The following is a 13,421-nucleotide window of genomic DNA, read 5'->3' as shown; positions in this document are numbered from 1 at the left end:
CAAAAGTAGCTAAATACAAATGGTAATTCTAATTTTGGAATGCATATTTAAACGATGGAAAATCACCGTTTAACAACTTTTAACTAGCCCTTAACAAGTTTAGCTTCCTGGGTTGCTTACATTTGAAAGTCAAATAGATTGGTATCTATATATGGTAAGATTTTTACTAAGCCTCACTTTTATTTCTTCAATTGTATCGTGCTCGGATTCCCCTGAGAACAATTCCACTGTTTTTTTTGGTGGTGAAATTGTAAACCCTACAAGTGATTATGTGGTTCTTTACCACAAAGATAACTTTGTGGATTCCGTAAAGCTCGATGAAAAAAACCACTTTTCTTTTCAACTCGACACCTTAGAAGATGGCTTATATCATTTTGACCACACACCTGAGCTTCAATATGTGTATTTGAGCAAAGGAGACAGTCTTGTTGCGCGCCTTAATACGGTAGAGTTTGATGAATCACTTGTGTTTTCCGGAAAAGGAAGCGAAATAAACAACTTTCTGATTGAAATTTTTTTACAAAATGAAAGTGACGAGGAACTGATAAAAGATTATTATAGTCTAGACCCTGAGGCTTTCAGCCAAAAAATCGACTCCTTACACAAGGATAAATTGGACTTGTTGAACGAATTGAGTTCCGACGACCAATTGCCCCCAAAAGCTTTGGCCATGGGCAAGGCTTCTGTGTACTACAATACGTTTATCACAAAGGAAAAGTATCCCTTCTATCATAAAAAGAAAACAGGGGAAGAGACCATACACGATCTCAGCAACGAATTTTACAGTTATCGGAAAGAGATAGATTTCAACAACAAGGATTTAACCTATTTAAAGCCTTATTTTGATTTTATGAAATGGTATATAGGCAACGTTTCGTACATGACCTGCCTAGATGACTGTTCCAGCAACAAAAAACCCGTAAGCGATCGCTTGCACTTTAACCAACACAAGCTTGCCATTGTAGATAGCATTGTTGTTGAAAAGGAATTGAGAAACAACCTTTTCCGGAATATTGCCGTGGACTATTTAAAGTGGGAACATAATCCTGATAAGGAATCCGTAGCTTTTATAGATAAGTTCAAGACGCTATCCACAAATGAGGAGCATGAGCAAGAGATTGAGCTTTTATACAAGGGAATACAAAATCTTCAACCCAACAATACCATCCCGGATATTGCAGTTTTAAATTTCAATGATGAGAAAGTATCATTAAAGGATTTAGCCGGCAAAAAAGAAAATACCGTTTTCTATTTCTGGACAGCAGGACAAAAAGGACACTTTAGAAATATAAGCAAGCACATTGCTGAGTTAGAAGGAAAATATCCGAATCATAACTTTTTGGGCATCAATCTAAGAACCAGCCACTCGCAGTGGAAACAACTCATGAGCGAGAACAATTTGGATAAGGAGAAGCAATTCTACGGAGAAAATTTTAAGGAGCTACAAATGGCCATGATCATTGATGGTCTTAACAAATGTGTCATTACTAAAGATTCCGTTGTGGTGGACGGCTTTGCCAATCTTTACACTTCCCTATAAATAAAAAAGCCCCAAACTTTAGTTCAGAGCTCTCTTTACTTTTATTTTGATTCCTTAATTAGGAATTTCCTTTTTTGTAATCTTCCAAGAATTTGGCCAACCCGATATCGGTCAATGGGTGTTTCAATAATCCTTCAATAGAAGATAATGGGCCTGTCATAACATCGGCACCCAATTTGGCACAGTCGATCACGTGCATGGTATGACGGATAGATGCGGCCAAAATTTCAGTTTCGAACCCATAGTTGTCATAAATCAAACGGATTTCAGCAATCAGGTTTAGACCATCCGTGGAAATATCGTCCAATCTGCCCAAGAAAGGAGACACGTAAGTAGCTCCCGCTTTGGCGGCCAATAATGCCTGACCTGGTGAAAATACCAACGTACAGTTGGTACGAATGCCCTTATCCGAAAAATATTTCAATGCCTTTACACCATCCTTGATCATGGGAACTTTTACTACGATCTGCTCGTGCAGTTCTGCAAGCTCCTCCCCTTCTTTGACCATTCCGTCAAAATCGGTGGCAACAACTTCAGCAGAAACATCACCATCAACAATGTTGCAAATGTCCACGTAGTGCTTTAAAATATTATCCTTTCCTGTAATACCTTCTTTTGCCATTAGGGAAGGGTTGGTGGTCACCCCATCCAACACACCCAGTTCTTGGGCTTCCTTAATTTGGTCAAGGTTGGCAGTATCAATAAAAAACTTCATTTCTAAGTATTTATAATTTGTTCGCTAATACCTGTAAAATTACAACTTATAATGGTTGAGGAGTAACTTTTCGTAGACTTTGTCCGGTAAAATCTTCTTTAATCTAAGTGAAAACTTTTGTAAAAACGCTCCAACGGGGTTGTGCACCTTCGGTTTTTTCTGGTTGATAATTTTATAAACGGCCTCGGCTACCTGAATTGGGTCACCCCCACTATCCACATCCTCGTCGATTCCTTTAAGGGTCTGACCATACTTTTCTTCGTAGGCAGAACCCTTTATTACAGGGGAATGGTACCTACCTGATGCTATATTGGTAGCAAAATCACCTGGTGCCACATTGGTGATGGTCACCCCAAAATCCTTGGTCTCCATTCGAAGTGCTTCTGTAATCAGTCCCAAAGCGCCTTTTGTTGCGGAATAGAATCCCCTGAAGGGCAATCCCATATATCCTGCAATGGATGTTATATTGATGATGGCCCCACTACCCTGTTTACGCATTTGTGGCAAAACAGCCTTCATCACATGTACCGGGCCATGAAAGTTGGTGTCGAATACATGAAGGATTTCTTCATGTGGAGTTTCTTCAATGGGTCCGGTAATACCCACACCCGCATTGTTGATCAGCACATCCAATCTGCTTTCCTTAGAAATAACGTAAGAAACGGCCCTTTGGATGCTTTCAACATCTTTAACATCCAATTGAACAAGTTCAAATTCCTTAAAATCGGGGTAATTTTCTGGATTGCGCGTAGTACCGTAAACAACAAATCCTTTTTGGGTCAAATACGTTCCGATGGATTTACCAATACCTGAAGAACCGCCGGTGATCAGTACAACTTTTTTATCCATGATCATCTGATTTTTGGGTACAAAAAAAGGCAAGCTACCTACATCGCACCGCTACGACCACATACCCTTGCTGCGTTCCCGCCCTGGGGGATTCTGCAGGAGCTGGTCGTGTAGGACTTGCCGGTTGCAAATATACGACCTTTTATATTTGTGGCAATCCCAATTGATTCTTAATTTCGGTGTTTTACGATTAACGATTTATGATACAAGCAATAAGAACAATGGGCAAACTTTTTTCCATAACCGGGGCGTTGCTCTTCTTTTTGGCGTGCGGAGGAAGTGCCGATCCCGCCAAACATTTTTCCATTCAACTGGAAAACAAAGCCATACAGCAAAACCAGCAAGTAGGTGTTGCACTAAAGAATAAAAAGGACATAGAATTTTCCGACTTACATTATTATATAGATGGAAAGGAACTGCCCGTTGAAAATGGAAAATTGACCTTGGACCTGCCAACTCTAGGCAACAAAACCTTGGTCGCCAAGTTCAAAATCGAGGAAAAAACAGTGGAAGTTGAGAAGGAGATGAGGTTATTGGCCGCATCTGCTCCGGAGGTTTACACTTATGAAATCGTAAATAGCTACCCTCACGATACGGGTGCTTACACACAAGGCTTGGAGTTCCACAATGGTATTTTGTATGAAAGCACAGGAAAAAGAGGGAACTCGAGCGTTAGAAAAATAGATTTTGAAACCGGTGAGATTCTTCAGCGAATAAATATGGATGCCACTATATTTGGTGAAGGCATCACCATTATGGATGATAAACTCTACCAACTTACCTGGCAAAGTGGGATGGGTTTTGTTTACGACATATCCAATCTGGAGAAAATCAAAAATTTCGTCTATGGTAAAAGCCGCGAAGGATGGGGACTGTGCAACGACGGAGACAAAATATTCAAAAGTGACGGAACCGAGAAAATATGGTTCTTGGATCCAGAAACTTTGGAAGAACAAGGCTACATTGAAACAGCTACCAACAAATCCATTTTTAATATGGCCAACGAGCTGGAGTATGTGAACGGTAAAATCTATGCCAATGTTTACCAAAAGGAAAGTATGATGATCATAGATGCCACATCAGGGGCCATTGAGGGCGTCATCAACTTCGGAGGGCTCAAGAACAAGGTAAACAAGGGACCGGAATGGGACGAAGGCAATTCTGTGTTGAATGGGGTGGCCTATCATCCAGAAAGAGAAACCTTTTTTGTGACCGGCAAAAACTGGGACAAGCTTTTTGAGGTCAAAATCCGTAAAAAAGATTAATGAAGACCTATTCCCAAGTTTTTGATGTAGTTCCGAGCGATTTAGATGACCTGAACCATGTAAACAATATAAGGTATGTGGAATGGATTCAGGATATTTCCAAAAAACATTGGACACACGTTACGTCCGAAGAAACCCAAAAATCCATGATTTGGGTTGTAAGGAACCATAATATTACCTATCATAAATCCGCAGTGCTGGGAAACACCATCTTACTGAACACTTATATCAAAAGCAACAAAGGCCCTATTTCTACGAGGGTGGTGGAAATCAAAAATAAAACTACTGGTGAACTCTTGGTAAAAGCTGCCACGGAATGGTGTTTATTGGACGCCAAAACCTTCCGACCCAAACGGGTTCCCAGTGAAATTGAAGCTCTTTTTATAGATTAAACATTAATCGGACCATCTAAAACCTTGTATTTCATCGAAATATAGCCCTATATCCTAAAATACACTTGTCAAAAATTTTGTAACCGGGACAACAAATCGTAATATAGTAGTGAACCAAACATAAACTAAACCTATTTGTTGAACCTAATACACGCAACCTTGACCATTTTACCTTCCCTATTTTCCTAAATTCCAATACTTGTTGAAACAGCCATTTTTTTACGTTCAAGCCTTCCAAAAAGATGAGGTGAAAAATTACAGTTAAACCTGTTTTAACGATTTTTTAGGGAAAAGTGTAGGAAAATAGCCCAATTTAAGGGAAAACCCATAGTTTTTTTAAGGGAAAACTGCAATGAGTTTATTTTGTGCGTTAGTAACTTGCAATCAGCAAATTGCACATGGAATACACCTACAACATAATCGACTCCGATGCGGCCTCTAAGCTTCAGCTGCAACTCTATTTGGAGGAGTATGAAGATTTGGTTTGTGCAGGTGTGGAGACCACTGCTTCCACTGGACTCAATTCTATATTAAAGTATAATCCTGACTTGGTGCTCATCAACCTTGGTGAAGATGGTATGGATTACTTTCAAATGGTAACGGAGCTGAACCAGTATATGCAAACGCTTCCTATTATAATAGGGTATGCAAAGACCAAGCAGTACGCTTACAATGCCATTAAGAGTGGCTTTTTTGATTATTGGATTCTACCGCACAATGAGTTCGATATTAGAAAGACGATACTCAGATTAAGAAAATTGTACCCACAACAGGATACCCCATCTACCATTTGTCTAAAATCTTATAAGGACTATAGGTATTTGGATACCAAAAACATCCTTTATCTTAAATCCGACAACAACACCACGGATTTCTACATGAAGGATGGCACAGTGATCAGTGCCTTTAAAACCTTGAAATCCTTCGAGGGAAAACTTCCAAAGGATTTCATCCGCGTGCACCAGAGTTACATTCTTAATAGTCGCTACGTTTCCCGTATCAATTATGGTAAGTCCATTTGTAGCCTAAATCATGGGGAAGAGGAGGAACTCCCCTTTTCCAAAACATACAAGGACAAGGTGGACCAATTAAAAGAAATGCTCTCCAAAACAGTGACAAAAGCTCTCAATTAGCAAAATTCTTGCAGATTACCGTATAATTCTAACAGACTTCCTTGGAATACTACTCCCTTTGGGTATATACCACCTAGGCTCAAAATGCCCTGTACTTTAGCTGTATAAACTTAATATTCATACCAAAACTTATCATTATGAAAAAATTATTTAGCATTTTAGCAGTGGCATTATTAACAGTTGGATTCTACTCTTGTGAAGCCGAAACAGATGTACAGGACACCGAAGCCATGTTCGAACAATTGACCTTAGATCAAAATGCAACGGATGATGATGAGATTACCCCTGACGGACGTGGAGATGATGAATAAACAAAATGAATTTTAATACCTTTACCAACTTAGTACGAAATATAGCTTCAATCTCTTTTTTGTTAATAGTGTTTTCTTATCACAAAGATGAACCAACTGCACAAGATGAGATTATATCTACACATCAAAATGAACAGCTAAAGCGTTATAAAAAAAAGCTGCTTCAAAATCGGGTGCATGCTGGGTTTTTAAAACGTAGCACGATCAGATTAGAGCAAACTGCCAACGATAGTCGCGAACTTTAAATTGATATTGAACATACAACTCAGCCCCAAACCTTAAAAATTTGGGGCTTTTTTTGTTACCTTGGATATATAAACGAACCAAATCATTTTGAAAAACGTAACCTTAATATTTTTGCTATTTTTATTTTTAGGGTGCTCTCAGGATAAGACCAAAGGAGAAAATGCTTCCAACCCCGAGGTAGATACCATCCAAGAATTATTGAATATCGCCAAAACCTCCAAGGAACTGTCCCTCGAAGACCGGAAAACTTATTTAAGGGATGCCGAAGCCAAAGTATTGGCTATGCCACAGGATACCACCAAACTGGAACAGCTCTCGCAGGTTTCATTGGCCTATATGAAATTGAGGGACTCTTTGGGTTTTAGAAAATCGAATGCTGAACTCTTAAGGTTGTCCAAAAAAGCCGAGGCCAACAAAATATTGGGGTATTCCTATTGGGACCTTGCCACCTTTATGGAAAGTAAAGGAGTCATGGACAGCGCTTTTTTTCATTACAAAAATGCTCTGGATAATTTTGAAGAATTACCGAAAGATTCCACATCACAATCTCTTAAAGGCAGAATGCTTTATGGTATGTCACGAATTCAAGATTCCTATAAAGATTATTTGGGTGGAGAAATAAGTGCTACTGCCGCAGTAAAGATTTTCAATGAATTAGAAGACAACTACAGATTACATCTTGCTTATAACATGTTAGGTGTTCTTGGCAATGGCATGGGTAACAGTGAAAAATCTATAGAGTCCTACAATAAAGCTCGAGAATATTTGATGAAATCTGAAAGGGCCGATAAAACTGAGCTTTTATGGAAAATTAAAAATAATATTGCCAGCATATATCTTAACTCAGGTGATTATTTAGGGGCTAAAAATTACTATAAAGAGTTGCTTTTAGATAATCAGTTGAAAGCAAAAATGCCAGGACTATATGAAAAAGCTCTAGGAAGCTTAGCCTACTCCATTCTCAAGGTTGACGGCGATACTGAACAAGCTGAAAAGCTTTTACGAGAAGCATTTGACATCAACTCCCAAACTGGGGATTTATATGATAAAGCTAGGCTCCATTACTTTTATGCAGAGGTATTGGCCACCAAAGGAGATACCGTACAGGCCATTGCACAGGCCAATGAATCCTACACCTTAGCGCGGGAAACCTACAACAATGACCGCTCATTGGATGCCTTAAAGTTATTGACCAAATTCGATATGGCCAATGCATCTGCCTATGCAGAAGAATATTATCAATTGAACGAAATTATCAGCGAGGAAGAACGCACCAAGAGGGACAAATTTGCACGGATACGACTGGAAACGGACGAAATTATAGAGGAAAACCAAATTCTGACCAAAGAAAAGCAGGTGTGGGTATACTCCGCTATATTACTGATTATCTTCGGTGTTGGGTTCATGCTCATGGTTTCGTTGTACGTGAACAACAATCAGTTGAAGTTTAAGCAAAAGCAACAGGAAAGCAACCAAGAAATTTACAACCTCCTACTTTCTCAACAAGGCAAGTTCGAGGAAGGGAAGCAATTGGAACAAAAACGGATTTCCGAAGAACTACACGACGGGATATTGGGTGAAATGCTGGGAATACGCCTCATTTTAAGTGGACTCAACGAACGTGAGGATCCTGCTTCCATACAGCAACGTGCAGCCCTTATTGAAAAATTGCGAGAGCTGGAAGAAGAAATCAGAACCATTTCGCACGAACTGAACCATGCAGCATACAAAAAATTTCATAATTTTATTGTGTCTCTTGAAAACATGATCGTGGAGATTGAAAAATCTTCGGGCATTACGTGTTCCTTTACTTATGACCCTGAAGTACATTGGGATGATTTGTTGGGGGACATTAAGATCAATGCTTACAGGATTATTCAAGAATCGCTGAAAAACTGTGTGAAACATGCCAAAAGTCAACACGTTACCATATCGTTCCATGCTATGGACGACAAGTTAAAGTTGATCATTACAGATGATGGCGTTGGCTTTGATGTAAACAAAAAGAAAAAAGGAATTGGCCTTAGGAATATTGTTTCAAGGGTCAAAAAAATAAAAGGAACTCTGGATATTGACAGTAAACGGGGCCAGGGAACTTCGATTAAAATTCTAATCCCCGCAAAATACACGGATGTAAAAACACCTGAAGAACATAAATTAATAAATGCTTAGTTCCCCAGATACAATAATAGAACCTACCATGAAAACATTGAGAATACTGGCCATAGACGACCACGAAATGACTATGCTCGGGTATAAATTTATACTGGAGAGCATTAATTTTGACGGCTATAACATTATTGTGGATACGGCGACTTCCTATCATGCGGGCAAAAAGCTCATAGAGGATTCAGTGAGTACCTTTCAGTATGATATTTTGTTCTTGGATGTACAATTGTTCGCCCCGAACGAAGATCAACCCTACACAGGTGAAGATTTGGGTATTTTGGCGCGTAAGATCGTGCCCAGTAGCAAAATCGTTTTCATGTCTTCTTTTAGCGACAATTTCAGAATCAATAGCATCTTAAAATCAGTTGACCCGGACGGGTATTTGGTAAAGACTGATATTGACCCCAAAACACTTGAGGATGCGGTCAAGACCATAATGCTGGACCCACCTTATTATTCTTCAAAAGCTCTTGGTGCCATTAGAAAGAAAATGGCCAATGATATAGAAATCGATGAGAAGGATAAACAAATACTTTATCATTTGTCCAAAGGAACCAAGAACAAAGATCTTGAGAAGTTTATCAGGCTTTCCCCCTCTTCCATTGAAAACAGAAAACGCCATTTAAAGACCCTATTCGGAACAGAGAACGAAAATGATCTGGCCCTTATATTGGCCGCAAAAAACAGAGGTTTTATTTAGTGATCACTGTCCATAAAATTGGCCTCAACTCGATTCTGTGGTTCGTTTTCAATCTTTTTTTCAAAAAAATCTTACAAACAAGGGAAAAACCCCAGAATTTTTAAGGATAATCTGTAATCCCATGCAAAAGATTCATCCTAACTTTATGTTGAAAGAATATAAGAATTCAATCAACACCACATGTCATCTTCAAACAGATCAAAAAAAAATTATAAGTACGCTGGTCCAAAAACCTATGAGGCCACAGATGGACTGGACGATTTTCTTAGAGTTCTAGAAAAGTATTTTTTTGCGACCGCAAAGGTAAAGTGCAAACACGATTCCCTAAACAATAGAACGGACCTTATTATAGATTTGTTTCACAATTTTGGGATTGCCGAATGCTTAAGGCATTTCAACAATGGCGATTGGGGCGGGTATAACTTTGCCGAGGAAAGCCGTTCCAACATTTTTTCCTCTATTAACAAAGCACTTCAAGTGCTTAACCAAAAGAGTGCCTATCCAACTGATATTTTGGAGCTTTCGATGCATTTTAAGGATACTTCAATAATCATTTCGAGATTGTACAGACACAGTATTCCCGAACATGCAAGCAATATATTGACATTAGTTGGCAAACACTTTGTCTATTTTACCAAAGGATTGACTGAAATGCCTTATGAAATTTTCGTTCCGGTTTTTGAGGACACATCCATAGAAGACGACCCTTTCAAGGTGAATATAGAGACCAGCTATGATAATTACTGGGGGCTATATTTTGATAAAGGGAACCAAGAGCACGAAGCCTTGATCTATTCCCTCCAACAAAAGAGATTTTACGAGGAAAGCATATTCCTCTTCGAATAATATTCCACTAGCAAATACTAAGCACTGAACAAAGGTCGCGATTTCATCAAGTCGTTGACCTTTTGTTTTATCTCGGCTACTTTTTTATCATTCTCGGCATCAGTGATGATCTCATCAATAAAGCCCACAACGGTCTCCATATCCGCTTCCTTAAGACCTCTAGTGGTAATGGCTGAAGTACCAAAACGGATTCCAGAGGTGATGAACGGTGATTTATCATCAAAAGGCACCATATTCTTGTTCGCAGTAATGTCGGCTTTTACCAATACCTCTTCTGCTTCTTTACCAGAAATATCTTTGTTCCGTAGGTCTATCAGCATCATATGATTGTCCGTACCTCCGGAAATTACTTTGTAATCCCTGTCCATAAAAGCCTTGGCCATGGCAGCAGCGTTCTTTTTCACTTGAACCATGTAGTGCAAATAGTCATCGGTAAGCGCTTCTCCAAATGCAATGGCCTTGGCAGCGATGATGTGCTCCAAAGGTCCTCCTTGGTTCCCTGGGAACACCGCCAAATCCAACAAAGCTGACATTTTTCTCAAGTTTCCATTCTTCAGTTTGATACCGAATGGATTATCAAAATTCTCTCCCATCAAAATAAGACCGCCACGTGGACCACGTAGGGTTTTATGGGTAGTTGTGGTAACAATATGGCAATGTGGAATGGGATCGTTCAAAATACCTTTGGCTATCAAACCAGCCGGATGCGAAATATCGGCCAACAAAATAGCACCAACACTATCTGCAATCTCACGGAATCGTTTAAAGTCCATATCCCTTGAATAGGCCGAAGCACCGGCAATAATCAATTTGGGCTTTTCCTTGTCCGCAATCTCTTGGATTTTATCGTAGTTCAACATGCCGGTCTCCTCATCAACCCCATAAAAAACAGGATTGTACAATTTTCCGGAGAAATTTACGGGTGAACCGTGGGTTAAATGCCCTCCATGGGACAAATCAAAACCTAAAATTTTATCCCCTGCGTTAAGGCAAGCATGGTACACCGAAGCATTGGCCTGAGAACCCGAATGTGGTTGCACGTTAGCATATTCAGCTCCAAAAAGCTCCTTGGCACGATCAATGGCCAATTGTTCGACTTGGTCAACAACTTCGCAACCGCCATAATAGCGCTTTCCAGGATATCCTTCGGCATATTTGTTCGTAAGCACGGAGCCTGCGGCCTCCATTACTTGCGGACTTACAAAGTTTTCGGAAGCTATTAGTTCAATACCCTCCAACTGTCTTTCCTTTTCTTGTGCTATAAGTTCAAAAATCTTCTGGTCTCGTTGCATGTTGCCCATTGTTTAATTAAGGGCGTAAAATTACGAATTGAAAGGGGATTTCCATCTATAAAAATAAGGTTGAGATGTAATTTTATTAAACGGCAATTAACAATTCTGTGAAAAAATCAAATCCTGTACAGCCCTCCATTTAAAAGGGTTTTTGTTGAAGATATACTACAATATCACCTTTTTCGTTAATAGGATGAGGATTTTTGGCACAGCTATTGAATTCCCCCTAAACAACCATAAAGTTGACCAATATGAAAAAACTTTTACTCTTAACCACTATCATTGTTTTAAGCGCTTGCAGTGGCGTAAAGAAAACACAAGAGGCCTTGAATACGGGGAATTATTCCACCGCCATGAACAAAGCCATTAAGAATTTGGCCGAGAACAAGACCAAGAAAGGGCATCAGGAATACATTATCCTTTTGGAAGAAGCATTTGCCAAAAATGCCGCTAGGGAACAGCAGGAAATTGCTTTTCTTCAAAATGATGGGAACCCGGCCAATTTGGAGACCATCTATAACAAATATTTACAATTAAAACAGATTCAACAGCGCATCAGGCCACTATTGCCGTTGTATATTGAAGATGAAGGCAGAACGGCCGAATTCAATTTTGTGGACTACGACAATAGCATTTTGAACACCAAGGACGATCTTTCCGAACATCTGTACCAAAACGCTTCCAATCTGTTGGCATCGGCCAAATACAAAGCGGATTACAGAGCTGCCTACGATGATCTGAAATATTTACAGGAAATAAATCCGGGGTATAGGGAAACAGTGTCCAAAATGGATGAAGCCTATAATAAAGGACTGGAATTCGTAAGGGTGGATATCTCCAACCAAACACAACAGATAATTCCAGAACGTTTGGAGTCTGAACTTTTGGATTTTAATGCCTTTGGCATCGATAATTTTTGGTTGCAATACCATACCAGTCCATTGGCCAATGTAAAGTATGATTACGCGATGAACCTTGATTTTATGGAAATCAACGTGTCGCCGGAAAGGATCAACGAAACCCAAGTGATCAAAGAAAGACAGATCAAAGATGGCTGGGAATATCTTTTGGACCAAGAAGGCAATGTGGTAAAGGACAGTTTAGGCAATAAGATAAAAATTGACAAAATGCGCACGGTAACCTGTAAATTGTTTCAGTTTACACAGACCAAAACCGCACAAATCGGCGCTAAGGTTAGTTTCACGGATTTACGGAACGGGCAGGTAATCAACTCCTACCCTTTATCCAGTGAGTTCTTGTTCGAACATGTTTTCGCCAATTATCAAGGTGATAAAAGAGCTTTGGAAGACGATTTAATGTTGTACCTGAACGCAAGGGAAGTACCTTTCCCTTCCAACGAACAAATGGTCTACGATGCAGGTGAGGACCTTAAACTTCGGCTGAAGAGCATCGTCTCAAAATATCAATTTAACTAAAAGATTGTGTCACATCGAGCTTAGTCGAGAACTTAAAACATCTCGACTGCGCTCGAACTGACATGAACTTCTTTTTTTTATAAATACTTTGTAAAGTCCATTTCCGAAATGGCCCCGTGCGAAGTGTGAAAAACCACCTCCCCGTTTTTGATTACCAATAATTGGGGTGACTCGTGCCTAACCTCAAATTTATCCGCTATGGTGTTGGACACATCCCTGTGGTTCTGTATCGTTAAAAAATATAGGTCAACATCCGTTTCCATATCAAAAGAATCGGTGAACATACCCAAAACCATCCTACTGATTCCACAAGTACTGGAATGCTTGTAGATGACTTGGGATTTGTTTTTTGATTTTTTCACGATTTCCTCCAATTGGGCAACGGATTCCAATGTAATCCAAGGCAATGCTTTCTTTTCCTTTTTCTCTTTCTTTCCGAAGACGCTGTCAAATATTCCCATAATACAAATTTACAGGATAAGTCGGGAGCGACCAAAAAGCTTACAACTGACGAAATGTCTTGCTAT

Annotated in this window: 13 protein-coding genes and 1 other RNA gene; 9 read left to right on the top strand and 5 right to left on the bottom strand. The window is 39.5% G+C overall.

What is annotated here, in order from left to right; translation table 11 throughout:
• Positions 1 to 151: 151 nt before the first annotated feature.
• Entirely contained in the window at positions 152 to 1,540 is a 1,389-nt protein-coding gene (locus J0656_RS09720; RefSeq protein WP_237688904.1) for a TlpA family protein disulfide reductase, read from the top strand.
• A 58-nt stretch (positions 1,541 to 1,598) separates the two neighbouring features.
• Here the strand turns inward: J0656_RS09720 and fsa are convergent, their stop codons facing one another.
• The 3 genes from fsa to ffs form a co-directional block, all read right to left on the bottom strand.
• Positions 1,599 to 2,255, bottom strand: coding sequence for a fructose-6-phosphate aldolase (gene fsa, locus J0656_RS09715; RefSeq protein WP_207033230.1), 657 nt, complete (start codon positions 2,253 to 2,255; stop codon positions 1,599 to 1,601).
• 39 nt (positions 2,256 to 2,294) lie between these two features.
• On the bottom strand, positions 2,295 to 3,104 hold the full coding sequence (locus J0656_RS09710; protein ID WP_207033228.1) for an SDR family oxidoreductase: 810 nt from the start codon (positions 3,102 to 3,104) through the stop codon (positions 2,295 to 2,297).
• A 24-nt stretch (positions 3,105 to 3,128) separates the two neighbouring features.
• Positions 3,129 to 3,227: signal recognition particle sRNA small type (gene ffs, locus J0656_RS09705), an RNA gene on the bottom strand.
• 98 nt (positions 3,228 to 3,325) lie between these two features.
• Between ffs and J0656_RS09700 the strand changes: the two genes are divergently transcribed.
• The 7 genes from J0656_RS09700 (at position 3,326) to J0656_RS09670 (ending at position 10,166) form a co-directional block, all read left to right on the top strand.
• Positions 3,326 to 4,369: a glutaminyl-peptide cyclotransferase gene (locus J0656_RS09700; protein ID WP_207033226.1), complete on the top strand. Its 1,044-nt coding sequence runs from the start codon at positions 3,326 to 3,328 to the stop codon at positions 4,367 to 4,369.
• Complete coding sequence (locus tag J0656_RS09695; RefSeq protein WP_207033224.1) at positions 4,369 to 4,761, top strand: acyl-CoA thioesterase; 393 nt, start codon at positions 4,369 to 4,371, stop codon at positions 4,759 to 4,761. Before J0656_RS09700 ends, J0656_RS09695 begins: the two co-directional genes overlap by 1 nt.
• Positions 4,762 to 5,159: 398 nt before the next feature.
• A complete protein-coding gene (locus J0656_RS09690) occupies positions 5,160 to 5,894 on the top strand; it encodes a LytR/AlgR family response regulator transcription factor (RefSeq protein WP_207033221.1) in 735 nt (244 codons plus the stop codon).
• Between the two features lie 137 nt (positions 5,895 to 6,031).
• Positions 6,032 to 6,205: a hypothetical protein gene (locus J0656_RS09685; RefSeq protein WP_207033219.1), complete on the top strand. Its 174-nt coding sequence runs from the start codon at positions 6,032 to 6,034 to the stop codon at positions 6,203 to 6,205.
• A 333-nt stretch (positions 6,206 to 6,538) separates the two neighbouring features.
• Positions 6,539 to 8,623 carry a tetratricopeptide repeat-containing sensor histidine kinase gene (locus J0656_RS09680; RefSeq protein ID WP_207033217.1) on the top strand — a complete coding sequence of 695 codons (2,085 nt, stop codon included), beginning with the start codon at positions 6,539 to 6,541 and terminating at the stop codon, positions 8,621 to 8,623.
• Positions 8,624 to 8,651: 28 nt separating this feature from the next.
• Complete coding sequence (locus J0656_RS09675; protein WP_207033215.1) at positions 8,652 to 9,320, top strand: response regulator; 669 nt, start codon at positions 8,652 to 8,654, stop codon at positions 9,318 to 9,320.
• Between the two features lie 180 nt (positions 9,321 to 9,500).
• Positions 9,501 to 10,166, top strand: coding sequence for a hypothetical protein (locus tag J0656_RS09670; protein ID WP_207033213.1), 666 nt, complete (start codon positions 9,501 to 9,503; stop codon positions 10,164 to 10,166).
• Positions 10,167 to 10,183: 17 nt separating this feature from the next.
• Here J0656_RS09670 and glyA read toward each other — a convergent pair whose 3' ends face one another.
• The gene (gene glyA / locus J0656_RS09665) at positions 10,184 to 11,458 is read right to left on the bottom strand and encodes a serine hydroxymethyltransferase (RefSeq protein ID WP_207033211.1); all 1,275 of its coding nucleotides are present in this window, start codon (positions 11,456 to 11,458) and stop codon (positions 10,184 to 10,186) included.
• A gap of 251 nt (positions 11,459 to 11,709) precedes the next feature.
• On the opposite strand from glyA, the gene J0656_RS09660 reads away from it, so the two are divergent.
• Positions 11,710 to 12,894: a hypothetical protein gene (locus J0656_RS09660; RefSeq protein ID WP_207033208.1), complete on the top strand. Its 1,185-nt coding sequence runs from the start codon at positions 11,710 to 11,712 to the stop codon at positions 12,892 to 12,894.
• 77 nt (positions 12,895 to 12,971) lie between these two features.
• Here the strand turns inward: J0656_RS09660 and ytxJ are convergent, their stop codons facing one another.
• Positions 12,972 to 13,355, bottom strand: coding sequence for a bacillithiol system redox-active protein YtxJ (ytxJ, locus tag J0656_RS09655; protein ID WP_207033206.1), 384 nt, complete (start codon positions 13,353 to 13,355; stop codon positions 12,972 to 12,974).
• Between the last annotated feature and the right edge of the window lie 66 nt (positions 13,356 to 13,421).

Origin of the sequence: Flagellimonas aurea (genome assembly GCF_017313785.1) — a bacterium.
GTDB classification, from domain to species: Bacteria; Bacteroidota; Bacteroidia; order Flavobacteriales; family Flavobacteriaceae; genus Flagellimonas; species Flagellimonas aurea.
This window is presented reverse-complemented; position numbering and strand designations above follow the sequence as displayed.

Excerpts from the sequence above, each read along its gene's own strand:
- J0656_RS09720 (WP_237688904.1), top strand. The coding sequence starts at position 152 with ATGGTAAGATTTTTACTAAGCCTCACTTTTATTTCTTCAATTGTATCG.
- J0656_RS09700 (WP_207033226.1), top strand. The coding sequence starts at position 3,326 with ATGGGCAAACTTTTTTCCATAACCGGGGCGTTGCTCTTCTTTTTGGCG.
- J0656_RS09675 (WP_207033215.1), top strand. The coding sequence starts at position 8,652 with ATGAAAACATTGAGAATACTGGCCATAGACGACCACGAAATGACTATG.
- glyA (WP_207033211.1), bottom strand. The coding sequence starts at position 11,458 with ATGCAACGAGACCAGAAGATTTTTGAACTTATAGCACAAGAAAAGGAA.
- J0656_RS09660 (WP_207033208.1), top strand. The coding sequence starts at position 11,710 with ATGAAAAAACTTTTACTCTTAACCACTATCATTGTTTTAAGCGCTTGC.
- J0656_RS09695 (WP_207033224.1), top strand. The coding sequence starts at position 4,369 with ATGAAGACCTATTCCCAAGTTTTTGATGTAGTTCCGAGCGATTTAGAT.
- J0656_RS09685 (WP_207033219.1), top strand. The coding sequence starts at position 6,032 with ATGAAAAAATTATTTAGCATTTTAGCAGTGGCATTATTAACAGTTGGA.
- J0656_RS09670 (WP_207033213.1), top strand. The coding sequence starts at position 9,501 with ATGTCATCTTCAAACAGATCAAAAAAAAATTATAAGTACGCTGGTCCA.
- ytxJ (WP_207033206.1), bottom strand. The coding sequence starts at position 13,355 with ATGGGAATATTTGACAGCGTCTTCGGAAAGAAAGAGAAAAAGGAAAAG.
- fsa (WP_207033230.1), bottom strand. The coding sequence starts at position 2,255 with ATGAAGTTTTTTATTGATACTGCCAACCTTGACCAAATTAAGGAAGCC.
- J0656_RS09690 (WP_207033221.1), top strand. The coding sequence starts at position 5,160 with ATGGAATACACCTACAACATAATCGACTCCGATGCGGCCTCTAAGCTT.
- J0656_RS09710 (WP_207033228.1), bottom strand. The coding sequence starts at position 3,104 with ATGGATAAAAAAGTTGTACTGATCACCGGCGGTTCTTCAGGTATTGGT.